The organism is Chitinophaga alhagiae (genome assembly GCF_003568665.1).
GTDB lineage: Bacteria > Bacteroidota > Bacteroidia > Chitinophagales > Chitinophagaceae > Chitinophaga > Chitinophaga alhagiae.
The window spans coordinates 799,781-821,460 of record NZ_QXMH01000001.1 but is presented as its reverse complement, the minus strand read 5'-3'; the positions used below and the strand labels follow the sequence as shown (position 1 = coordinate 821,460).

General features: G+C 53.8%; 19 protein-coding genes. 9 read left to right on the top strand and 10 right to left on the bottom strand.

What is annotated here, in order from left to right:
* The first annotated feature begins 11 nt into the window (after window positions 1-11).
* Window positions 12-1,184 carry an alginate lyase family protein gene (locus D3A97_RS03210; protein ID WP_119076579.1) on the top strand — a complete coding sequence of 391 codons (1,173 nt, stop codon included), beginning with the start codon at window positions 12-14 and terminating at the stop codon, window positions 1,182-1,184.
* An 89-nt stretch (window positions 1,185-1,273) separates the two neighbouring features.
* Here the strand turns inward: D3A97_RS03210 and D3A97_RS03205 are convergent, their stop codons facing one another.
* Both D3A97_RS03205 and D3A97_RS03200 read right to left on the bottom strand, forming a co-directional pair.
* On the bottom strand, window positions 1,274-1,960 hold the full coding sequence (locus D3A97_RS03205; protein ID WP_119076577.1) for a hypothetical protein: 687 nt from the start codon (window positions 1,958-1,960) through the stop codon (window positions 1,274-1,276).
* Between the two features lie 8 nt (window positions 1,961-1,968).
* Window positions 1,969-2,454, bottom strand: a complete 486-nt coding sequence (locus D3A97_RS03200) for a MarR family winged helix-turn-helix transcriptional regulator (protein ID WP_119076575.1) — start codon at window positions 2,452-2,454, stop codon at window positions 1,969-1,971.
* A gap of 133 nt (window positions 2,455-2,587) precedes the next feature.
* Between D3A97_RS03200 and D3A97_RS03195 the strand changes: the two genes are divergently transcribed.
* The 3 genes from D3A97_RS03195 to D3A97_RS03185 are packed head-to-tail and all read left to right on the top strand — an operon-like array spanning window position 2,588 to window position 6,518.
* Window positions 2,588-3,637: an HlyD family secretion protein gene (locus tag D3A97_RS03195; RefSeq protein ID WP_119076573.1), complete on the top strand. Its 1,050-nt coding sequence runs from the start codon at window positions 2,588-2,590 to the stop codon at window positions 3,635-3,637.
* Window positions 3,638-3,641: 4 nt separating this feature from the next.
* Window positions 3,642-5,222 carry a DHA2 family efflux MFS transporter permease subunit gene (locus tag D3A97_RS03190; RefSeq protein ID WP_119076571.1) on the top strand — a complete coding sequence of 527 codons (1,581 nt, stop codon included), beginning with the start codon at window positions 3,642-3,644 and terminating at the stop codon, window positions 5,220-5,222.
* An 18-nt stretch (window positions 5,223-5,240) separates the two neighbouring features.
* Window positions 5,241-6,518, top strand: a complete 1,278-nt coding sequence (locus tag D3A97_RS03185) for a TolC family protein (protein WP_119076569.1) — start codon at window positions 5,241-5,243, stop codon at window positions 6,516-6,518.
* 121 nt (window positions 6,519-6,639) lie between these two features.
* On the opposite strand, the gene uxuA is transcribed toward D3A97_RS03185, so the two are convergent.
* The 3 genes from uxuA to D3A97_RS03170 form a co-directional block, all read right to left on the bottom strand.
* Window positions 6,640-7,806 (bottom strand): mannonate dehydratase, encoded by a 1,167-nt coding sequence (uxuA, locus tag D3A97_RS03180; protein WP_119076567.1) that lies wholly within the window; start codon window positions 7,804-7,806, stop codon window positions 6,640-6,642.
* Between the two features lie 306 nt (window positions 7,807-8,112).
* Window positions 8,113-9,387 (bottom strand): glycerate kinase type-2 family protein, encoded by a 1,275-nt coding sequence (locus D3A97_RS03175; protein WP_119076565.1) that lies wholly within the window; start codon window positions 9,385-9,387, stop codon window positions 8,113-8,115.
* Window positions 9,387-9,809, bottom strand: coding sequence for a DUF4890 domain-containing protein (locus D3A97_RS03170; protein WP_119076563.1), 423 nt, complete (start codon window positions 9,807-9,809; stop codon window positions 9,387-9,389). The genes D3A97_RS03175 and D3A97_RS03170 overlap by 1 nt, the downstream gene beginning before the upstream one ends.
* A gap of 200 nt (window positions 9,810-10,009) precedes the next feature.
* Between D3A97_RS03170 and D3A97_RS03165 the strand changes: the two genes are divergently transcribed.
* Window positions 10,010-13,072 (top strand): amidohydrolase family protein, encoded by a 3,063-nt coding sequence (locus tag D3A97_RS03165; protein ID WP_119076561.1) that lies wholly within the window; start codon window positions 10,010-10,012, stop codon window positions 13,070-13,072.
* 40 nt (window positions 13,073-13,112) lie between these two features.
* On the top strand, window positions 13,113-14,414 hold the full coding sequence (locus D3A97_RS03160; RefSeq protein ID WP_119076559.1) for an amidohydrolase family protein: 1,302 nt from the start codon (window positions 13,113-13,115) through the stop codon (window positions 14,412-14,414).
* Between the two features lie 52 nt (window positions 14,415-14,466).
* Here D3A97_RS03160 and D3A97_RS03155 read toward each other — a convergent pair whose 3' ends face one another.
* Window positions 14,467-16,284: a serine hydrolase gene (locus D3A97_RS03155; protein WP_119076557.1), complete on the bottom strand. Its 1,818-nt coding sequence runs from the start codon at window positions 16,282-16,284 to the stop codon at window positions 14,467-14,469.
* Between the two features lie 109 nt (window positions 16,285-16,393).
* Here D3A97_RS03155 and D3A97_RS03150 point away from each other — a divergent pair, with 109 nt between their 5' ends.
* The gene (locus D3A97_RS03150; RefSeq protein WP_119076555.1) at window positions 16,394-16,765 is read left to right on the top strand and encodes a rhodanese-like domain-containing protein; all 372 of its coding nucleotides are present in this window, start codon (window positions 16,394-16,396) and stop codon (window positions 16,763-16,765) included.
* A gap of 29 nt (window positions 16,766-16,794) precedes the next feature.
* Here D3A97_RS03150 and tyrS read toward each other — a convergent pair whose 3' ends face one another.
* The 4 genes from tyrS to gatC form a co-directional block, all read right to left on the bottom strand.
* Window positions 16,795-18,078, bottom strand: coding sequence for a tyrosine--tRNA ligase (gene tyrS / locus D3A97_RS03145; RefSeq protein ID WP_119076553.1), 1,284 nt, complete (start codon window positions 18,076-18,078; stop codon window positions 16,795-16,797).
* Window positions 18,079-18,178: 100 nt separating this feature from the next.
* A complete protein-coding gene (locus D3A97_RS03140) occupies window positions 18,179-18,739 on the bottom strand; it encodes a cob(I)yrinic acid a,c-diamide adenosyltransferase (protein WP_198673845.1) in 561 nt (186 codons plus the stop codon).
* Window positions 18,740-18,816: 77 nt separating this feature from the next.
* On the bottom strand, window positions 18,817-19,527 hold the full coding sequence (locus D3A97_RS03135) for an ABC transporter ATP-binding protein (RefSeq protein WP_119076551.1): 711 nt from the start codon (window positions 19,525-19,527) through the stop codon (window positions 18,817-18,819).
* Window positions 19,528-19,529: 2 nt separating this feature from the next.
* The gene (gene gatC, locus D3A97_RS03130; RefSeq protein WP_119076549.1) at window positions 19,530-19,820 is read right to left on the bottom strand and encodes an Asp-tRNA(Asn)/Glu-tRNA(Gln) amidotransferase subunit GatC; all 291 of its coding nucleotides are present in this window, start codon (window positions 19,818-19,820) and stop codon (window positions 19,530-19,532) included.
* Between the two features lie 115 nt (window positions 19,821-19,935).
* Here gatC and trpS point away from each other — a divergent pair, with 115 nt between their 5' ends.
* Both trpS and D3A97_RS03120 read left to right on the top strand, forming a co-directional pair.
* A complete protein-coding gene (gene trpS, locus D3A97_RS03125; RefSeq protein WP_119076547.1) occupies window positions 19,936-20,940 on the top strand; it encodes a tryptophan--tRNA ligase in 1,005 nt (334 codons plus the stop codon).
* 17 nt (window positions 20,941-20,957) lie between these two features.
* A complete protein-coding gene (locus tag D3A97_RS03120; protein ID WP_119076545.1) occupies window positions 20,958-21,590 on the top strand; it encodes a deoxynucleoside kinase in 633 nt (210 codons plus the stop codon).
* Window positions 21,591-21,680 lie beyond the last annotated feature (90 nt).

The following is a 21,680-nucleotide window of genomic DNA, read 5'->3' as shown; positions in this document are numbered from 1 at the left end:
GTGAAAAGAACATGAAACAACGGCTGTTGATCATTATAGGTGTATTACTGGCGCAACTGGCGCACGCCGGTGGCACAGACTGGCTGAAAGAGGCGGTGATAGTGCGGCGGGCGGATATTATGGCCAAAGCGGAGTGGGCCATGCAGCAACAGCCTGTAACCGTTACGGCATCCCGCTGCGAGCGCAGCGCCGGCGGCCTGCATGACTTTTATTCTGAAGGGGATTACTGGTGGCCCAACCCGGCGCATCCAGACAGCCCGTATATCCAGAAAGACGGGCAAACCAATCCCGGCAACTTTGTGGCGCACCGCCAGGCCATGGTGCGCTTCAGCAGGGTGGCCGGCGCGTTGGCGGCGGCCTATGTAGCCACCGGGGATAAGAAGTACCTGGCTCATGCGCTGACGCATATACGCGCCTGGTTCGTAACGCCTGCCACCCGTATGACCCCGCATTTGCTGTATGCGCAAGCCATCAAGGGCAGGGTAACCGGCCGCGGTATTGGCATCATAGATACGGTGCATTTCCTCGAAGTGGCGCAGGCGCTGCGCATCATGGAAAAAGCCGGCGCCATTCCGGCCGCAGACCTTGCAGCCGTTAAAGAATGGTTTGCCGCCTATCTGAAATGGATGACGGAGCACAAATACGGCATTGACGAAATGAATGCCGCCAATAACCACGGCACCTGCTGGGTGATGCAGGTGGCCGCTTTTGCAAAGTTCCTGAACAATACCCGCTGGCTCAACTTCTGTACAGAACGGTACAAGGAAGTGCTGCTGCCCCGGCAAATGGCAGACAATGGCAGCTTTCCGCTGGAACTGCGCCGAACAAAACCTTACGGGTACGCGTTATTTAACCTGGACGCAATGGCCACCGTTTGCCAGATACTCAGCAGCCCCGGCAATGATCTGTGGACGTACACCGAAACAGCAGGAAAATCAATATCCAAAGGCATTGCGTATATGTACCCGTATGTGAAAGACAAAAACACCTGGCCTTTTGCCAAAGACGTGATGTATTGGGAAGAATGGCCGGTGGCACACCCCTTCCTCCTTTTTGGAGCGGCGGCTTACAATAACAAAGATTATTTTACCCTGTGGCAGCGGCTGGAACATGACCCGCAGGTGGAAGAAGTGCTGCGCAACCTGCCGGTACGCAATCCTGAAATATGGATGGTGAAATTATAAACGCAAAAAGATAATCATAAACGTACTAAAGATTTTACTGTAGACGTGGAATATGATAACGCCGGTCTCGTCTGAGCCGGCATCTTTTTTTATAACTCCTTCAGCAGCTGCTGCGCCCGCCGGTAGTTGTCAGCGCCCTCCGGGATTTTCAACAGCCATTCACGGCAGGTTTTCCGGTTCCTTTGCTTCAGGTAACTCAGCGCCGTGTAAAAAGCGCCGTCATATTTAAAGTCAGAGGGGCCATTGTAGATGATCTCAAGGTCTGGCCGGGAAAGGGCGGGCTGATTACTTTCAAGATAAGACAGGCCTCTGTACAGCCGCGCATACGGATCATGAGGCCGTTGCTCCAGCGCTGCGTTCAGCGAGCTGATGGCAGCGGGGTAGTGGCGGTGGTTGAACTGCAGGGCTGCCTGTTCCATGATGCTGTCTGGCTCCTCTCCCCGTTCTACCGGCGTCATCATGGCCTCAGACGCATACTGCATGGAAAGATCACGCTTCCACGGGCCGAGGAATAGCAGCAGCGCGGCAATGATGGCGAGAGACACTACTGCAATGGAGAACCGTTGCAGTTTTACCACACCTGAACGGGCCCTGAACATGGCCCCGTCACCATCCTGCGCGGGAACGGGTACGGTGGATGGTGAGTCTGTCCGCCGCCGCAGCTCTTCCTGCAGGCCCGGTTCCATCCGCAGCCTGTCTTCAAAAGCCTGGCGCGCAGCCAGGCTCATGTCACCGGAAAGGTAGCGGTCTATCAGTTCCAGATCATGAATGTCCATGTCAATTCCTATTTTTCTGCAGACGAAGGAAAAATTACCTGCACCAGCCTGTATAAAATATCCCGCAACACCGCTGCGTCAGATTCTCCTATGATGCTTGTATAATATTGCTGTACCTCGTGTACCACCTTGTTGGTATCTATCACGAGCTGTTTGCCCTTGTCGCTCAAAAAGATCACTGTGGCCCTGTTGTCTGTTTCATGCTTGCGGGTATAAATATAGCCGGTAGCCTCCAGGTTTTTCACCACCTTGCTCATGGCCTGCTTCGTAATACGCGCTTTTTTGGCTAGTTCGTTATTAATGGTGCCCTCTTGTGAAATATTTACAATGAGCACCATATCGCCGATCTTGAAATCTTTATAACCGGCTTGCTGCAGTTTCTCCGTAAGCCTGGCATCAAAATCTTTCTTCACGATGCTGAGCAGCCGTATCAGTAAACGCGGCCGGTTCGCCACTATTTCCGCCAGTTGTTGGTCTAAGGTTGATGTGGTCATATAACAGTTGTTTGTGGCTGAATTGTCATACAAAGATAATAATTTCCCTAAATAGTCAACTTGATTGTCTAATTTAGTAATCTTGGTTTACCTTTGCGTCCATCAAATACAATACTACAAAACACATACTACAATGGAAACTGCAAATTCCAATCCAGGCCCGCGTAAGGGCAAATTAGTCGTGCGGCTTATTTTCATCGGTATCCTCATAGTGGCCGCCATCTTTGGTGTTCGCCAGTGGTTGTATGCCCGCCATCATGAAACTACAGACAACGCGCAGGTGGAGGGCCACGCCGCCCCGGTAATTGCCCGTGTGTCTGGCTACGTAAAAGATCTTTACGTGCAGGATTACGGCACGGTAAAACAAAAAGACACTTTGCTGGCCATTGACGATGAAGAATACCGGATTGCGCTGCAGCAGGCCGAAGCTGACTACCGGCAGGCCGTGGCGGACCTGCAAACGGCCAGGGCCAACCAGGGCAATGCGCGGGCGGGTATTGACGTAGCCAATGCCAACGCGCAGGTAGCACTGGTACACAAAAACAAAACGGCGGCAGACCTCAGCCGGGACCAGAACCTGTTTAACGATCAGGCCATCACCAACCGCCAGCTGGATGATACCAAGGCCGCCAGCCTCACCAGTGAAAAACAATACCAGGCAGCGCAGGACAATATTACCCTGGCCCGCTCCGGCGTACAGGTGGCCTCGGCCAAGGTAGCGCAGGCGGAAGCGCTGGTGGCCAGCAAACAGGCCGCGGTAGAGCAAATGAAGCTCAAGCTGGGTTACACCAGCATCACCGCCAACATTTCCGGCCGCATCGGCAAAAAGAATGTTGAACCGGGCCAGTTTGTACAGGCCGGCCAGAGCCTTTTCACCATTGTGGACGAAAACGGTTTTTACATTGTGGCTAACTTCAAGGAAACGCAGCTGGCGCACATTCACCAGGGCCAGGAAGCTGAAATTGAAGTGGATGGTTTCAGTGATCTGAAGCTGACAGGCCACGTTACCGCTATCTCAAAAGCTACCGGCGCCAAATTTTCCCTGCTGCCGCCAGACAATGCTACCGGCAATTTTGTGAAGATCGTGCAGCGGGTACCGGTTAAAATTTCTATCGATAACGCAGACCAATACCTCGACAAGCTCCGTGCAGGCCTGAGCGTGGAAGTGGCCTTAAAATACTAGCCATATGTCTCCCAAACCGAAAGGATTTGCCAAGTGGATCATAGTGGCCACGGTCATTTCGGCTACTATGCTGGAGCTGATAGACACCACTATTGTGAACGTGGCATTGTCGCAGATCAGCGGCAACCTGGGCGCAACCATTGAAGACGCTTCCTGGGTCATTACCGCCTATGCGATAGCCAACGTGATCGTGATCCCTATGACGGGCTTCCTGGCTTCGTACTTCGGAAGAAAAAATTATTACCTCGCATCCATCCTCATCTTCACCTTCTCTTCCTACATGTGCGGCAACGCAGGCGGGCTTTGGGAACTGGTGGCCTGGCGCTTTCTGCAAGGCGTGGGCGGCGGGGCGCTGTTATCTACCTCACAGTCCATTCTTTTTGATACGTTCGAGATCTCTGAAAGACCAATTGCCTCTGCCATTTTCGGGATGGGAGTGATCATAGGCCCTACCATTGGCCCTACGCTCGGCGGGGTGATAGTGGATAACTACCACTGGTCGCTCATCTTTGACATCAACGTGCCGGTGGGTATTATTGCGGCGTTCCTGGTGTTTAGCTACATCGACAAGCTGCCCAATGAATACAACATCAACCGCAAGGCCATCAAGATAGATTACGTAGGCATTCTGCTGCTGATCATCTGGGTGGGCAGCCTGCAGTACATACTGGAAAAGGGGCAGTCTGAAGACTGGTTTGCTGCCCAACATATTGTAGTGCTTGCAATTGCCGCTGTGCTGGCCTTTATCCTGTTTATCTGGTGGGAGCTTCGTACGGAGGCGCCGGCGGTTAACCTGCATGTGCTGAAGAACCGTACCCTGGCTATTACCACCTTGCTCACCTTTATTATGGGCATGGGCATTTATTGTTCCATGTTCGTATACCCGGTTTGGATGCAGCGCATCATGGGCTTTACGCCCACGCTCACCGGTGAGTCTTTATTTCCCGGGGCTATTATGGCGGCGGTGATGATGCCCCTGGTGGGAAAGGCCATACAACGCGGCGTGCCGCCCAAATACCTGATCACAGCGGGTTTTCTCACGTTTGCCATTTTCTGTTTCTGGATGTCTGGCGCCAGCCCGGAAGCGGGCGTGCTCTTTTTCTTTACGCCCCTGCTGCTGCGTGGTGTAGGCTCGGCCATGCTGAGCGTACCGCTCACCAACCAGGCTGTATCAGGCCTGTCACCGCGGGAAATGCCGCAGGGTATTGCTATCAATAATATGTTGCGGCAACTGGGCGGCTCATTTGGTATTGCTTTTATGAACACTTATGTGGCACGGCAATACGCGTTGCACCGCACACAGTTATTGAACTATGTAACGGCAGACAGTCCGCAGGCCATAGACCGGATCAACCAGACGGCCGGCGCATTAACGGCCAGGGGCATTAACCCTTTGCAGGCGCACCAGGCAGGCCTAAGCATGCTGGATGGGCTGGTCACCAAACAGGCATACGTGCTGACGTACCTGGATGCTTTCCGCATTGTGGGCATCTTTTTCGTATGCGTGCTGCCTTTAATGTTATTCGTCAAAAAACGTAATCTCAGCGCAGCCGCCATGAAAGAAGCGGCAGAGCATGCGCACTAATAAAACACATTACAACAGATGAAAAAGATATTGTTCATGATATGCACCATTTCCGCCCTGGGGGCTTCTGCCCAGCAGGTGCCGGACAACCTTAAAGGCATGGTGCAGCATACTTTCGATCATTTTGCGAAAATAAAAGCGATGGAAACACAGCAACGCATTGCGGCAGACCAGACGCAACTGGCCAAAGCCGGCCGGCTGCCGGAGATCAACGGCGTTGCCTCCTACAACCACGTATACCCTGTGCCCAAGGTGCAACTGCCCGGCAGCGACTTCGTTTTCCAGCCCGTGCCCTCGGAAAATATAAACGCCGGCGTGGAAGCGCGGCAATTGCTGCTGGACTTTGGCAAGTCAGGCAGCCATATCAGGCAAAATGAAGCGCAGGCCAGCCTGCTCAACCTGCAAACGGCCGAGCTGAAAGAGCAGCTGGCCTACCAGGTGGCCAATGTGTACCTGGGCATCGCCTTCCTGCACAACAACATAGCCGTGCAGAATGCCAACATTCACCTGCTGGAGGAAACAGAGCATATGGTGGAAAACAAGCTGAAGCATGGCGATGCTATTGACCTTGACCTGCTCAACACGCGCGTGAAGCTGGAAACCTACCGCAACCGCAAGGTGGATTATGAAAACTCCCTGCAAAAACAGTTGGCTAACCTGGAGTACCTCACCGGCGAACCGCTGGCGGATTCCATCAGCACGTTGTTTGAATGGCCCGCGCCGGCCGTGCAGGCAGCGGATGATTATAACAGCAACGCTACCGTAAAATCGTCGCTGGAGCAGGAAAAAGTGGCGGAAACAGGCCTGCTGGCCGCAAAATCACAATACAAACCCTCCCTGTTCCTGGACGCAGGTACGGGTTTCAAGAACGCCTATCTGCCAGACGTCAACACACCAAAATTCAATTACGCCGCGGGCGTAAGCCTTTCCGTACCTATTTTCCACGGTAAAAAGCTGCGCACGCAGGAACATATGGCTGCCACTGAAGTGGAAGTGGCCAAATGGAACACAAAGAGCATAAAAGATAATATACGGAAAGAAGTGTTACAGCAGCAATCAGACATTGCCGCCAACAAGGAGCGGCTGCAAACCGCGGAGGTATTGCTGCAGCAGGCGCAACGCGCGCTGGAGCTGGCGCAGAGCCGTTACAGGAACGGTGTGATCACCTACCTTGATCTGCAGAATGCGCAAACCTCCATGCTGGAAGCACAGCTGTCAAAAATACAATACCAATACCAGTTGTCTGTTTCGAGCCTGGCATTGTTACAACTGAACGGCAATGAGTTCTGGAAATAGAACTTGTTGTTTTTGTAGTGTGTGTTAATAGAAAAAGCCCGGCCCTTCTGAGCCGGGCTTCATTTATGAATGCCCGCAGTCCGGGAAAGGCCTGCAATGGCCAGCCCCAGCCGTTTATATGCTAGTTCTTTCCTGCTATGCCCATTTCAAGGCCGCGCAGTTCTGCCAGCCCGCGCAGGCGGCCAATGCCGCTGTAACCCGGGTTGGTCTTTTTGTGAAGGTCATCCAGCATCTGGTGGCCATGATCAGGCCGCATGGGAATAGATACATTCCTTTTTTGCATCACGGCCAGGATGTTTTTCACCACGCTATACATGTCCACATCTCCTTCCAGGTGGTTGGCTTCATAGAAGTTGCCCAGCGCATCACGTTTGGTGGAGCGGAGGTGGATGAAGTGGATGTGGTCTCCCAGGCGCTCCACCATACCGGGCAGGTCATTGTCGTCTCTCACGCCGTAAGAGCCTGTGCAGAAACAAAGCCCGTTGGCCGGCGAAGGCGCCGTGGCCAGCAGCTCGCGCGCATCCTGCTCGGTGCTTACTACACGGGGCAGGCCCAGGATGGGATACGGAGGATCGTCCGGGTGAATGGCCAGTTTAATGCCCACTTCTTCCGCTACCGGCACGATCTGTTGCAGGAAATAAAAGAGATGCAGTTTGAGCTTGATGGCGTCCACGTCTTTATACTTATCTAGCGCAGCCTGGAACTGCTCCAGCGTAAAGCTCTCTTCAGAGCCGGGCAAACCGGCTATGATGTTGCGTTGCAGCAAGGCCTTTTCTTCGTCCGTCATGCTGTCAAACTGTTCTTTGGCGCGGGATATTTCTTCTTCCGGGTAGTCGTTTTCCGCGCCGGGCCTTTGCAGCAGGAACAGGTCAAAGGCCATGAACTGCGCCTTGTCGAAACGCAGGGCCTTGGAGCCGTCTTCTACCGTGTAGGCAAGGTCTGTACGCGTCCAGTCCAGCACGGGCATGAAATTATACGTTACCGTATACACGCCGCAGGCGGCCAGGTTACGCAGGCTCTGCTGGTAATTTTTGATATATTCTTTGAACCGGCCGGTTTGCGTTTTAATGTCCTCATGTACGGGAACACTTTCAACAACAGACCAGGTGAGGCCTGCCGCTTCTATTTCCTGTTTGCGCTGCATGATATCTTCCTTGCTCCATACAACGCCATTGGGAACGTGATGCAATGCGGTAACGATGCCCGTGGCGCCCGCCTGGCGGATATCTGAAAGGCTTACAGGGTCTTTGGGACCGAACCATCGCCAGGTCTGTTCCATTCTCAACATAACTCTGAATGTTTTTTAGTTTCCCAAAAATAGAATCAAAAGTGAGATATGCAAATAATCTGGGAGAAATATCCATTATATCATGAAAAACGGGTGGGGTAGTGAGGTGGTGCCGGAGCGGTATGGGCGTTGGCGGCACAGCTATGGATGGTACCGGCCATATGCGCACCAGCAGGTGTGCCCCGGCATGCTGTTCCCGTTCGGCATCTCCATGCAGCCCCGGGCGGCAGGCGTACAGAGTGGGTATCAATGGAATGCCAGGTGTGTTGCAGCATGCTCCCCCGTTTGGCATCTCCATGCCGGGCGTTACCGGAAAGCCGGCGGTTGCTGCAACAGGATCACCACCATGTCCATTACATTGGTGTGGGTATGGCCGGTTTTAAGCAGGGAGCCGGTTTTTTCAAAAAAATGATAAGCGTCGTTGTTATGCAAAAAGGGCAGGGGATCGGGCGCGCCTTGCAGCAGATGCGCGTTGATGACCGCACCGGCGGCGTCTGTAGGCCCGTCTATGCCGTCTGTGCCGGCGGCCAGGAAGGTAATGTAGGGCGCGTCTTTTATCACCAGGCCCGCTGCCAGGGCCAGTTCCTGGTTTCTGCCGCCTTTACCGGTGCCGCTTACCTGCACGGTGCTTTCTCCCCCGGCCAGCAGGCATGCGGGGAAAGGGCCTTCATACGCCAGTGCCTGCCGGGCCAGGCGCAGCGCCAGTTCACGGGCCTCACCGGTGGCCGTGTCTGTTAACACCGTGGTATGATACCCCAGCTGCGCGGCTTTTTCTTTAGCTGCCGCCAGGGCTATGCTGTTGCTGGCCGCTATGCAATACTGCGCATGCGGTATGCTGCCCGGCTTGGGCGTTTCCGCCACTGCGCCGGTGAGGCCCTGCTCCAGGTGATGGCGGATGCCGGCCGGCAATGTATCCACGAGCCGGTATTTTTCCAGCACGGCCCAGGCTTCCGTAAAGGTAGACGGGTCTGCCACGGTAGGCCCGGAGCCTATCACGGCGGGGTCGTTGCCGGGCACGTCAGACAGAATGATGGTGTAAATACGGGCGGGATGCAGCCGGCGGGCCAGCTGGCCGCCTTTGATAGCGGAGAGGTGCTTGCGCACGGTATTCATTTCCCGGATGTCTGCACCGCTTTTAAGCAGGGTATTGAACAATTGCTGCAATTCCTCCATGGCAACGCCTTCCGGCACATCGGCCAGCAGGGAAGAGGCGCCGCCGGAAAGCAGGAACAGCACCAGGTCCCCGGACTGCATGGCGCCGGCCATTTCAAGCATGGCGGTGCCGGCAATAAGACTGTTCTCGTCAGGTACGGGATGGCGGCCTGTAATGGTCTGTATGCGGGAAAGGGGAGCGGCGGCGGGATCATTGGTCACTATCAGGCCTTGCGTGATCTTGCTGCCTAATAAAGATTCGGTTTCCTGCGCCATAGTGGTAGCGGCTTTGCCGGCTCCCAGCACAAAAATACGGGTGGCCTCCTGAACAAGCGCGGCGGGGAGGCAGTTGCGCATGAACTGCTTTGGCTGCACGGCGGCCACGCCTTGCAGGAATATCTGGTATGCCTGTTGCGCAAAATGCTCCATCAGCGGTTGGCTTTACGGGCCAGTTTTTTGTCCTGCTTGCGGTCCATTTTGGCCTCCAGTTGTTCTTTCTTTTGTAGTTGCCAGTCGTTCCACCTTTTATACTGTGCCGGCGTGAGCACGGTCTTGAACCGGTTGCTGCGCTCCGCATCCAGTTGCTGGCGGAGCTGCATTTTACGCCGTACGCTTAGCGTGGTATCTCTGCGGGCGTCGTCGCGGCGGCGGGCAATATCGTCATTAATGGCATGTATTTGCTGGTTCTGCTCTTTGGTGAGGTTCAGTTCACGGTACAGCTTGTCTGATAGCTTGTCTGCCTTGGAAGCAGCGTCCCATCTTTCTTTTTTGACCCGGGCCGTTTCCTGGGCCTGCCCTGCCAATGCCGCCAGCAGGAAAAGTACCATCATAAAGCCTGTGTTCTTTTTCATAAACGATCTGATTAACTGGTTTCCCGCAACTTTTATACCGCTTGTAAAATTTATACTAAAATAGGCGATAAGCGGTCAATCATTTGTTAAATTTAACACTTGTAGCTGTATTGTGACCTGATGCCGGACATAATTTAATCTAAACCTGTACCGGTGGTATGATTATCAGCCATCAACTAATTTCTAAAAGTAAATCGAACATGAAACCAGATTTGTTACAACAGAGGCCGCAATGCTACCTCTCCCGGCTAACGTATGCGCGCCGCGCTGTATTGGCTGCCATTGGCCTGCTGGTGGCGGGCTTCAGCGCCCGGGCGCAGGAAACCTGGCCGGTAAACGGGGTGGCAGACCCGAAAAATGATTGTTACGCCTTTACCCATGCCACCATTGTGAAAGACGCGCAAACCACCCTCAGCAATGCCACCCTCGTGATCCGGGACGGCAAAATTGCCGCAGTGGGAGCGGCCGTGACCATTCCGAAAGATGCAGTGGTGATAGACTGCAAGGGCAAATTCATCTACCCCTCCTTTGTAGATGCGTACAGCGACTACGGTATGCCGGCCGTGCAGCGGCGCGGCGGCTTCGGCAGCAGCACCGGCCCGCAGTTCCTCTCCAATACCAAAGGCGCTTACGGCTGGAACCAGGCCATAAAAAGCGAAGTGAATGCCGTACAATTGTTCAATGCAGATGAAACAAAAGCCAAAAGCCTGCGGGAACAAGGGTTTGGCGCTGTGCTCACCCACCAGAACGATGGTATTGCCCGGGGCACCGGCGCCCTGGTAAGCCTGGCGGCGGAAAGAGAAAACAAGACCGTGCTGCTGCCCAGGGTATCTGCACACTATTCTTTTGACAAAGGATCTTCTTCGCAAGACTATCCCTCCTCCCTGATGGGCACCATTGCCCTGCTCCGCCAGCAGTACCTGGACGCGCAATGGTACAGGTCTTCACCCGCCAAGGAAGGGCTTAACCTCAGCCTGCAGGCCTGGAACGACAACCAGCCGCTGGTGCAGGTATTTGAGGCTAATGATAAATGGAACGCGCTGCGCGCGGATAAAGTAGGAGACGAGTTTGGCGTGCAGTACGTGATCAAGGCCGGCGGCAACGAGTACCAGCGCCTGCCGGAAATGGCCGCCACCAAAGCTGTTTTCATTCTGCCGCTTAACTACCCCCAGGCTATGGACGTGGAAGATCCTAATGACGCCCGTTTTGTGTCCCTGGCTGACATGAAGCACTGGGAGCTTGCGCCCACTGCCGCCGGGGCTTTTGAAAAAGCCGGCATCCCCTTCTGCCTGTCTGCCACAGACCTGAAAGACGTGAAAACCTTTCTCGGTAATGTGCGCAAGGCCATAGCATACGGCCTGTCCGAACAAAAAGCGCTGGAAGCCCTTACCAAAGCACCGGCCACGCTCATCAAGGCATATGATAAAATAGGAAGCCTGGACGCCGGCAAGCTGGCCAACTTCCTCATCACCTCCGGCCCCGTTTTCGCAGAAAACACCACCATTCACCAGAACTGGGTGCAGGGCATCAGGTATGCGGTGAAGGAAGACGGCTGGAAAGACCCGCGCGGCTCCTACAACATCACGTTCAACAACACCACCTACCCGGTGGAGATCAAGGGAACGCCTGCTGCCCCCAGCCTGGTGAACAAAGACAGCATAGCCGGTAAAATTGAAATAGATGGACAACTGGTAAAACTCATCATCAATAAAACAAAAGACGGCCAGCAGCAGCTGCGGTTGAGCGGCGCGATTGGCCCTGACAATACCTGGAATGGTTCCGGGCAGGACGAAAAGGGCACCTACGGCAACTGGACGGCACTGCAGACCAAAGGATTTACGCCAAAGGCGGATACCGCTAAAAAGAAAGCCTCACAGGAACTGGGCAAAATATATTACCCGTTTGTGGGGTATGGATATGAAACGCTCCCCAAGCAGGAAGACATCCTGATCCGCAACGCTACGGTGTGGACCAATGAGAAGGAGGGCAAGCTGGAAGGTACGGACGTGCTGGTGCGCAACGGCAAAATAGCGCAGATCGGCAAAGGCCTTTCTGCCGGCAATGCCCGGGTGGTAGACGGTACCGGCAAACATCTTACACCCGGCATACTGGATGAGCATTCCCACATCGCCATTTCCCGCGGGGTGAACGAAGGCACGCAGTCCGTTACTTCGGAAGTACGCACTGCGGATGTGGTAAACCCGGATGATGTGAACATCTACCGCCAGTTGAGCGGCGGCGTTACCTCTTCCCACCTGCTGCATGGCTCGGCCAACACCATCGGCGGCCAGAGCCAGCTGATCAAGCTGCGCTGGGGCGCCAATGCCGAGCAATTGAAGTTCCAGCACTGGGACGGTTTCATCAAATTTGCGCTGGGAGAGAACGTGAAACAGTCCAACTGGGGAGAACGCCAGCGTACCCGTTTCCCGCAAACCCGCATGGGTGTGGAGCAGGTGCTGGCGGATGCCTTTACCCGCGCTAAAGACTATGAAAAAGCAGGCGCCAATAAACGGAGAGACCTGGAGCTGGACGCGCTGGTGGAGATCCTGAACAAAAAACGTTTTATCACCTGCCACTCCTACGTGCAAAGCGAGATCAACATGCTCATGAAAACCGCGGACCGCTTTGGTTTCAAGGTCAACACCTTTACACACATACTGGAAGGGTACAAAGTAGCGGATAAAATGAAGGCGCACGGCGCTGGCGCTTCTACCTTTGCAGACTGGTGGGCGTACAAAATGGAAGTGGCAGACGCCATTCCGCAAAACGCCACCATCATGCAGCGTGTGGGCCTTACCGTAGCCATCAATTCAGACGATGCCGAGATGGCCCGCCGCCTCAACCAGGAAGCCGCCAAAAGCGTGAAGTACGGTGGCATGTCTGAAGAAGACGCGCTTAAAATGGTGACCCTCAACCCCGCGCGGCTATTGCACGTGGCAGACCGCATCGGCAGCATCAAGACCGGTAAAGACGCGGACCTGGTGCTCTGGAGCGATCACCCGCTGAGCATTTATGCCAAACCGGAAAAGACCATTGTAGACGGCATTGTATACTTCGACAAGGAAAAAGACCTGGAACTCCGTGCCCGCATTGCCGCCGAGCGCGCCCGCCTCACCGCCAAAATGCTCGGAGACAAAAAGCAAGGCATGCCTACGCAGCGGCCGGTGCCCAGCAGGGAAGAGATCTACCATTGTGAAGACCTGCAGGCAGGCCACCAGCATCACATCCTGGACGAGCACGGCGCTGAAACCTTTAACCAGTAAACCGCCAGATGGCAACTGAAAAAAACAAAACTATACGCAGATGAACAAAATATGTAGCTATATACTTGGTATCACCGCCTGCAGCCTGCAATTGCAGGCACAGGAAACGGTATACCCCGCCCGGCCGCAGCAGGGCCCCATTTACCTGAAGAACGCCACCATTCACGTGGGTAACGGGCAGGTGATCACCGGCGGTACCATTGGCTTCAACGGCGGCAAGATCATTGCCGTGGGCAATAACGTACCCGTTCCGATGGACGATGTAAAGGTTCTTGACCTGCAGGGCCAGCACGTATACCCCGGCCTGATTGCGCCTGAAACTACGCTGGGCCTTACAGAAGTAGCCAGCGTACGCGCCACCAACGATTACCAGGAAGTAGGGGAGATCAACCCCTCCGTACGTTCCATCGTATCTTACAACACAGATTCCAAAGTGATAGGCACCCTGCGCACCAACGGTATATTGCTGGCGCATACCGTGCCCCAGGGTGGCCTTGTCAGCGGCAGCTCTTCCGTAGTACAGCTCGATGCCTGGAACTGGGAAGACGCGGCGTATAAAACAGATAACGCCATTCACTTTAACATGCCCCGCCTCATGGCCCGGAGCAACCCTTTTGGCGCAACGGCCAGCGGCCCGGGCACAGACGCGGTAAAGGCGGCCATGGCCAAAATTGAAGAAGTAAAGCGCTTTTTCCGTGCGGCGCAGGGCTACCTGCAGCAGCCCCAACATACCGCTACCAACCTCAAGTATGAAGCGGTGAAAGGCCTGTTTGACCGCTCGCAGAAACTCTTCATTCACTGTGACCTGGTAAAGGAAATGATCGTAGCGGCAGACATTGCGAAGGAATTTAATTTTGACGTGGTGATCGTAGGCGGTACAGACGCCTGGCTCATCCCGGAGGTGCTGAAGAAAAGCAATATTCCCGTAGTGCTCACGCAACAACACAGCCTGCCCGTAACGGCAGATGATGATGTGGACCAGCCTTACAAAACCGCCGCCCAGTTGCAGCAGGCCGGTATCCTGTTCTGCATCAGCAACGAAGGCTTCTGGCAGCAACGGAACCTGCCTTTTAACGCGGGCACCGCTGCGGCGTATGGCCTGAGCAAGGAAGAAGCGTTGAGCGCCGTTACCCTCAATGCCGCTAAAATACTGGGCATTGCGGACAAAACAGGTTCGCTGGAAGTGGGGAAAGATGCCAATATTGTGGTGAGCACGGGAGATATCCTTGATATGAAAAGCAGCGTGATCACCCGCGCTTACATACAGGGCCGGGAAGTAAGCCTGGAGGACAAACACAAACAATTGTACGAACGGTATAAATACAAGTACGGCCTTAACTAGGCCTCCTTGCCTGCAAAAGGGCTGACCAGTGATCCCGGTCAGCCCTTTTTTTTTATTTCTTTTTCTTTGCTTCAAAGGTGCCGTTGGGTTGCAGGAAAGTAATGCTTTCCACTTCCTGCCCTTTCAGCCCGAAACGTACCTTGTAGCCGTTCAGCTTTGTCAGCGTAAAAGTATGCTCACCGGTTGGCGAGGTCTCGTATTCCGGTTGGCCCGGCACAAATACGTACAGCACATCGCCCTTGGTGTATACGCGAACGGAGGCTTTACCCATCAGGTACTCTCCGGTATATTTTTCCAGCATGCTTTTGGGAACGGCCAGCTGTTTGGGCTGGTAGGTAAATTCTATGGGGCTTTTCAGGGAAGATTCCAGCGGGGCCAGCAGCTTTTCCACGCGGCCGGTATCGTTGTAGCGGAACGTAAAACGAAGGCCGGTACCGGTAGAATCCACTACTCCCTTGTCATCTATGCCCTTTGCCTCAAAAACATCATAATGGAAATGGGAGAGGTAGAGGGAATCTTTCGGCCCTATTTTCAGGTACAGCGCGTTCTTGTGTTGCGTTATTGAAATAGTGCCGTAGCCGGGGTTATAAAAGCTGCCTTCGTAGGCTGAAAGCTGGTGGGAAGGCCGCGTGCCCTTAATGCGGTCAGCGTTTTTGGTTTTGCTGGCAGTTTTCCGGTTGGCAATGGCCTTTTTAATGTTATCTCTTACTTCAGCGTTCCAGTCTACATATTTCAATTGCAGCATGCGGTCTGCAATGAGTTTGCGGGCGTAGTCGGGAACAGAAGAACCGTTCTGGTTGCTGAGCACTACAATGCCCAGCTCGTCAGACGGGTAGAAGGCTACGCTGGCGGAGAAGCCGTCAATATTGCCGCCATGCTCCACCTCGTAGTGGCCGCGGTAAGAGCTGACAAACCAGCCCAGGCCGTAAGACAACAGGTGAATATCGCTGTGTTTTTTGGGCAATGCGGCTCCCGGGATCACCATTTGCGGCGCCGCGGCAGCTTCAATGTAGGAAGGCGCCAGTACGTCTTTCCCTTTATATTTTCCTTCGTTGATCCACGTTATCAGCCACGCCGCTATTTCATTGGCGCTGCTGTTGATGCTGCCGGCGGGCCCTATGATGGACAGGTCGTGGAAGTCCATTTTTTCAATGACGCTGTCTTTTTTAACAGTATAACCGTAGGCAAAATCTTTGTCCTGCTGCATGTCTTCTACAGAAAAGTTGGTACGGGTCATGCCCAGGGGCGTTAGTATCCTTTCCCGTATGTTGTCTTCCCACGGCTTGCCGGTGAGTTTTTCGGCGATCACCCCCTGCGCCATATACATCAGGTTATTGTATTGCCAATATTCGCGTACGCCCCTGTTGGGCTCCAGGTACTGCAGCCGTTTCATCAGGCTGTCTCTCGATCCGGTCTTGAAAGCGTACCAGCTCCAGTCGTGCCGCGGCAGGCCGGTGCGGTGGCTCATCATATCCCGGATGGTGATGTTGGCGTCCATCTTTTCATTATAAAAATGATAGCCGGGCAGGTAGGTGAGTGCCGGCTTGTCCAATTCCAGCTTGCCCTCATGGGCCAGTTGCCCCAACAGCGCACAGGTGAAGGCTTTGGTGCTGGAGCCGATGGCGAAGAGGGTGTTGGGAGTTACCGGCAGCTTTTGTGCGTAGTTGCGGTAGCCGAAACCTTTGGCATACACGATCTTGTCTTTTTTCACCACGGCCACGGCAAAGCCGGCGGCCTTGCAATCGGCAAGCAGGGTGGAAAGCAGGCTGTCTATGCCTGCCAGTCTTTTATCGGCCAGGGAATCGCTCTGTTGGGCTTTTGCCTGCGTAAAGGCCAGCAACGCAAGGCCTATGAAGGGAATCAATTTCATGGGCGGGTCATAAAGAGTTTAGAAGTGTGAAAATAAGGTTTTTTTTACCGCCGCCGTTCCTGCTGACATACCCTTGTCACTACCCTGGTCCACATTTGTATAAAAAAGCATGAGGATCACCACTACCAGGCTCTTCGGGCTTACGGAGATAAGCCCTGAAGAGGTAAAACAAAAGCTCGGCCAGCCGGGGTTCATTGCCATTGACAATAATAGTATTTCCTCCTTCCGCCGCCACCACCTCCCGGGAGCCAGGCATCTGGACCCGGGGGACTATGGCCCTGAAGACCTGGGGCCGGACAGAAAAGCCCTGATCGTGTTCTATTGTTCGGACGCGCTTTGCGGCGCGGGGCCTTACGCTGCCAAACGGGCAAGGAACATGGGGTTTGAGAACGTGTTCGTGATGACGGCGGGGCTTTCCGTGTGGTTGCGGAAAGGTTACCCGGTAGAGGCGGAAATAAAAAACGGCGCAGTACCGGAGTAGCTACGCCGCTGTTGCCGTAAAACGCTGGTTTACACCACTTTTACGAGAATATAATTTTTCTTCCCTTTCTGGAACAGGATGTTTTTACCGATGATGAGCGCATCCTGGTTCACCGGCTGGTCAATGGCCGTTACCTTGCTGCCGTTCATGCTCACGCCGCCGTTCTGGATGGTCTTGCGCGCTTCTCCCTTGCTGGAGAAAACACCGGCATCCGCCAAAAAGGTCACCACATCTTTACCTGCCGCCAGGTCTGCCGCCGGCACTTCAAACTGCGGCACGCCGGCCATTACTTTCAGCAACTGCTCTTCCGAAAGGGATTTCAGCACTTCTACGGACGCGTTGCCGAACAATATCTGGGTGGTGGTAATGGCAAATTCATATTCCTGCTCACCATGGATGAAGCTGGTCACTTCTTTGGCCAGGCGCCGCTGCAGCACGCGTTTGCCCGGATCTTGCCGGTGTTCGGTAACGAGTGCGGTAATGGTGGCCTCATCCAGGAAGGTGAATATTTTGATATAGCTCTCCGCGTCTTCGTCTCCCGCATTGAGCCAGAACTGGTAAAACTCGTACGGGCTGGTTTTTTGCGGGTCCAGCCAGATATTTCCTTTTTCGGACTTGCCGAATTTGGTGCCATCTGCTTTTTTAATGAGCGGGCAGGTAAAGGCGTAGGCCTCTCCTCCGCCAATGCGGCGCACCAGCTCGGTGCCGGTCACAATATTGCCCCACTGGTCAGAGCCGCCCATCTGCATCTTGCAGTTTTTGGCATTGTACAAGTGGTAAAAATCATACCCCTGGATCATCTGGTAGGAAAACTCCGTGAAAGACATCCCGTTATCCCCTTCCAGCCGCTTCTTCACAGAATCTTTGGCCATCATATAATTTACCGTGATGTGTTTGCCCACATCGCGGATAAAACTGAGAAAGCTGATGTTCTTGAACCAGTCGTAGTTGTTCACCATCTCCGCCGCATTGGGCTTTGCGGTGTCAAAATCCAGGAAGCGTTCCAGCTGCGCATGGATGCAGCGTTGGTTATGCAGCAGGGTGGCTTCGTCCAGCATTTTTCTTTCTTCCGCCTTAAAGGAGGGGTCTCCCACCATGCCGGTGGCCCCGCCAACCAGCGCCAGCGGCTTGTGCCCGGCCTTTTGCAGGTGTACCAGCAGCATAATGGGCACCAGGTTGCCCACATGGAGGGAGTCTGCCGTAGGGTCAAAACCCACGTAAGCGGTGGTCATTTCCTTCTGCAATTGTTCCTCCGTGCCCGGCTTGATATCCTGCACCATTCCTCTCCAGCGCAATTCCTTGATAAGATCCATGAATAAGAAAAATTTTTGCAAAGCTACGCATTCAATTACGAATAACGAAGATTGAAGCGGTAACTGTTTGGTATACAGTGTGTTTGTGTGGGTTGGCCGGTTACTGCCTGGGTCTCCAGGGGATCTCTTCCACCTGCAGCCCGTGGCCGGTGTAGCGGGCCAGCACAAAGAGATAATCGCTCAGGCGGTTGATGTACTGTATTACCAGCGGTTCTATGAACATATCCTGTTCCTGCATGTTCACACACAGTCTTTCCGCCCGGCGGCATACGCAGCGGGCCACGTGGCAGTGAGACACGGCTTTGTGGCCGCCGGGGAGCACAAAGAACTTCATTTCCGGCAGCAGCGCGTTCATGGCGTCTATGTGATTTTCCAGCAGCTGCACGTCTGCCTCATGGAGGTCAGGGATCTTCATTTTGCTGTCTTTGTCGGGATCTGTGGCGAGGGATGCGCCCACTGTGAAGAGGCGGTCCTGTATTTCCCGGAGCTGTTGCCGAACGGCAGCGTCTTCCATATAGTCGCTCACCAGCCCCAGCCATGAGTTCAGCTCGTCTACCGTACCGTAGGTTTCTATGCGCAGGTGGCTTTTGGGCACCTTGGTACCGCCAATGAGCGATGTTTTGCCTTTGTCACCGGTTTTGGTATATATTTTCATTGCCATGGGAGCCTTTTTTGCGAAGGTAAAGAAATAAAAAAGGCGGCAGATGATGCTGCCGCCTTCCATATGGTGCATGAACGTCAGTGGCTGTGTGCCGCTGCCATCTCATTCATTTTGTCTGATTCTATGAGGCCGTCTCTTAACCTGATGATGCGGCGGGCGTGGGCGGCAATGTCTTCCTCATGCGTTACCAGCACTACGGTATTGCCGGAGGCGTGGATGTTGCCGAAAATTTCCATGATCTCCACGGAGGTTTTCGTATCCAGGTTACCGGTAGGTTCGTCTGCCAGGATGAGGGAGGGATCGTTCACCAGGGCGCGGGCAATGGCCACACGCTGGCACTGGCCCCCTGAAAGCTCGTTGGGTTTGTGTTTGTAACGGTCTCCCAGGCCTACTTTTTCCAGCATCTGGCGGGCCTTGTCTTCCCGTTCCTTTTTGCCGATGCCCGCGTAGATCAGCGGCACGGCCACATTCTCAAGGGCAGACAGGCGGGGCATCAGGTTGAACTGCTGGAATACAAAGCCGATCTCCTGGTTGCGGATACGGGCCAGTTCATTGTCTTCCATCCTGCTTACATCATGCCCGCTCAGCACGTATTTGCCGGAAGTAGGCGTGTCAAGCGCCCCGAGTATGTTCATGAGGGTAGACTTGCCGGAGCCGGAAGGGCCCATCAGGGCTACATACTCGTTTTTGAGAATGTCGAGCGAAACGCCTTTCAGTACGGGTAGCTCGTTCTTCCCGATAAAATAGCTTTTACGGATTTGTTCAAGATGGATAACAGACTGGGCCATATTTATTTCTTGATTACTTTAGGGACGCTGAAATATTCTCCGGTATGGGCAGGCGCGTTTTTCAGGCCTTCTTCACGGCTGATACCAGGCAGTACTTCATCGTTCCTGAGTACATTGGTATCTGCCGTCATATGCAGCAATGGTTTCACGTTGGCGGTATCCAGCTCGGCCAGCTTCTCTACAAAGGTGATCATCCGTTGCAGGTCTTGCCGGATCTCTTCACTTTCTGCCGGGTTAATGTCCAGCCTTGCCAGGGTTCCCAGTTGCCGGATCAGGGCATCATTCACTTCCATGAGTTCAAATTAACGATTAAATCTAACAAATAGTATTAATATCTCCGATAAATGTTGACCGGTTTGGCAAAATTAGGGATAAATGGCGGTCAATTTTCTTAAATTGCGCCCCGATATGGGAAAGGAAAAAGAAATCGTTGTGAGCGGCATCCGCTCTACCGGCATTTTACACCTCGGGAACTACTTTGGCGCCATCCGGAACTACATCCGCATGCAGGAGGAATTTAACTGTTATTTCTTTGTGGCAGACTGGCACTCGCTGACCACCCACCCAGACCCCAAAGCGCTTCGCGGCAACGTGTTCAGGGTGCTGGCGGAAAACATCGCTTCCGGGCTTGACCCGGAAAAAGTGATCCTGTATGTGCAGAGTGATATTCCGGAAATAGCAGAGCTGTACCTCATGCTGAACATGATGGCCTACAAGGGCGAGCTGGAAAAAGTACCTACCTTCAAAGACAAGGTGCGCCAGAACCCGGATAACGTGAATGCAGGCCTGCTGACCTACCCGGTGCTGATGTCTGCAGACATCCTCATTCACCGCGGCCTGAAAGTGCCTGTGGGCAAAGACCAGGAGCAACACCTGGAAATGAGCCGCAACTTTGCGCAACGTTTCAATAACCGCTACGGTTACCTGTTCCCCGAACCTGTTCCCTTTAACTTCGGGGACGACCTGATCCGTATCATGAGCCTGGATGGCAACGGTAAAATGAGCAAGAGCGAAAACCAGAACGCCACCATTTACCTCAATGACACGGACGATGCCATTCGCAACAAGATCAAAAAAGCGAAAACGGACAGCGGCCCGCAGGCTCCCAACTCCGAAAAGCCGGATTATATCGCCAATCTTTTCACCATTATGCGCCTGGTATCCACGCCAGATACCGTGCGGCATTTTGAGGATGCCTTCAATAACTGCAGCATCCGCTACGGCGATATGAAAAAGCAACTGGCTGAAGATATGGCCGCGTTCATCAGGCCCATCCGCGAAAAAGCGGAGGCCATTGAGCATGACGCTGCTTACCTGAACCGCATCATGCGCATGGGCGCTGAAAAAGCGCGCGAATCCGCGGCGGCTACCTTGCGGGAAGCGCGGAAGCTGATGGGTATTAACTTTTACTGATTCATACACCCCCTTGCATGGCAAAGAACAAGATCAAGCACATTGCAATAGCCGGAAACATAGGCGCAGGAAAAACCACGCTCACCGAAATGCTGGCCCGGCACTACAAATGGACACCGCAGTTTGAGGATGTAGAGCACAACCCCTACCTGAGCGATTTTTACGACGACATGCCCCGCTGGTCTTTCAACCTGCAGGTGTACTTTCTGCACAGCAGGCTCAAGCAACTGGTAGACATCCAGCATGGTAAGGAAACCGTGATACAGGACCGCACCATCTACGAAGATGCTCATATTTTTGCGCCCAACCTGTATGAAATGGGCCTGATGACGAAGCGGGACTTCGACAACTACTTCAACTTTTTTGAAACGCTGAAGTCTATGGTGAAACCGCCGGACCTGCTGATCTACCTGCAGGCTTCCGTACCAACGCTGGTGGCGCAGATACAAAAACGGGGAAGGGAATATGAGGAAAACATCCGGCTGGACTACCTGAAACGGCTGAACGAATTTTACAATTCGTGGATAGAGAAATATAAGGACGGGCCGCTGCTGATCATAGACGTAGACAAGAACAAGTTTCCCGAAAAGGAGGAGGACCTGGGTGAGATCATCTCCCGCATTGACTCCGAGCTGTACGGGTTGTTTTAAATAATTGCAGGCATTGGTATCTCCGGAACAGGCAAGAAGCGTCCTGTTTCCGGAGATATTTTTTTTGGTGGAAGTATTTGCGGCGATTAA

Bases quoted from the DNA above. Each gene is read 5' to 3' on its own strand.
- D3A97_RS03210 (WP_119076579.1), top strand. From the start codon at position 12: ATGAAACAACGGCTGTTGATCATTATAGGTGTATTACTGGCGCAACTG.
- D3A97_RS03205 (WP_119076577.1), bottom strand. From the start codon at position 1,960: ATGGACATTCATGATCTGGAACTGATAGACCGCTACCTTTCCGGTGAC.
- D3A97_RS03200 (WP_119076575.1), bottom strand. From the start codon at position 2,454: ATGACCACATCAACCTTAGACCAACAACTGGCGGAAATAGTGGCGAAC.
- D3A97_RS03195 (WP_119076573.1), top strand. From the start codon at position 2,588: ATGGAAACTGCAAATTCCAATCCAGGCCCGCGTAAGGGCAAATTAGTC.
- D3A97_RS03190 (WP_119076571.1), top strand. From the start codon at position 3,642: ATGTCTCCCAAACCGAAAGGATTTGCCAAGTGGATCATAGTGGCCACG.
- D3A97_RS03185 (WP_119076569.1), top strand. From the start codon at position 5,241: ATGAAAAAGATATTGTTCATGATATGCACCATTTCCGCCCTGGGGGCT.
- uxuA (WP_119076567.1), bottom strand. From the start codon at position 7,806: ATGTTGAGAATGGAACAGACCTGGCGATGGTTCGGTCCCAAAGACCCT.
- D3A97_RS03175 (WP_119076565.1), bottom strand. From the start codon at position 9,387: ATGGAGCATTTTGCGCAACAGGCATACCAGATATTCCTGCAAGGCGTG.
- D3A97_RS03170 (WP_119076563.1), bottom strand. From the start codon at position 9,809: ATGAAAAAGAACACAGGCTTTATGATGGTACTTTTCCTGCTGGCGGCA.
- D3A97_RS03165 (WP_119076561.1), top strand. From the start codon at position 10,010: ATGAAACCAGATTTGTTACAACAGAGGCCGCAATGCTACCTCTCCCGG.
- D3A97_RS03160 (WP_119076559.1), top strand. From the start codon at position 13,113: ATGAACAAAATATGTAGCTATATACTTGGTATCACCGCCTGCAGCCTG.
- D3A97_RS03155 (WP_119076557.1), bottom strand. From the start codon at position 16,284: ATGAAATTGATTCCCTTCATAGGCCTTGCGTTGCTGGCCTTTACGCAG.
- D3A97_RS03150 (WP_119076555.1), top strand. From the start codon at position 16,394: ATGAGGATCACCACTACCAGGCTCTTCGGGCTTACGGAGATAAGCCCT.
- tyrS (WP_119076553.1), bottom strand. From the start codon at position 18,078: ATGGATCTTATCAAGGAATTGCGCTGGAGAGGAATGGTGCAGGATATC.
- D3A97_RS03140 (WP_198673845.1), bottom strand. From the start codon at position 18,739: ATGGCAATGAAAATATATACCAAAACCGGTGACAAAGGCAAAACATCG.
- D3A97_RS03135 (WP_119076551.1), bottom strand. From the start codon at position 19,527: ATGGCCCAGTCTGTTATCCATCTTGAACAAATCCGTAAAAGCTATTTT.
- gatC (WP_119076549.1), bottom strand. From the start codon at position 19,820: ATGGAAGTGAATGATGCCCTGATCCGGCAACTGGGAACCCTGGCAAGG.
- trpS (WP_119076547.1), top strand. From the start codon at position 19,936: ATGGGAAAGGAAAAAGAAATCGTTGTGAGCGGCATCCGCTCTACCGGC.
- D3A97_RS03120 (WP_119076545.1), top strand. From the start codon at position 20,958: ATGGCAAAGAACAAGATCAAGCACATTGCAATAGCCGGAAACATAGGC.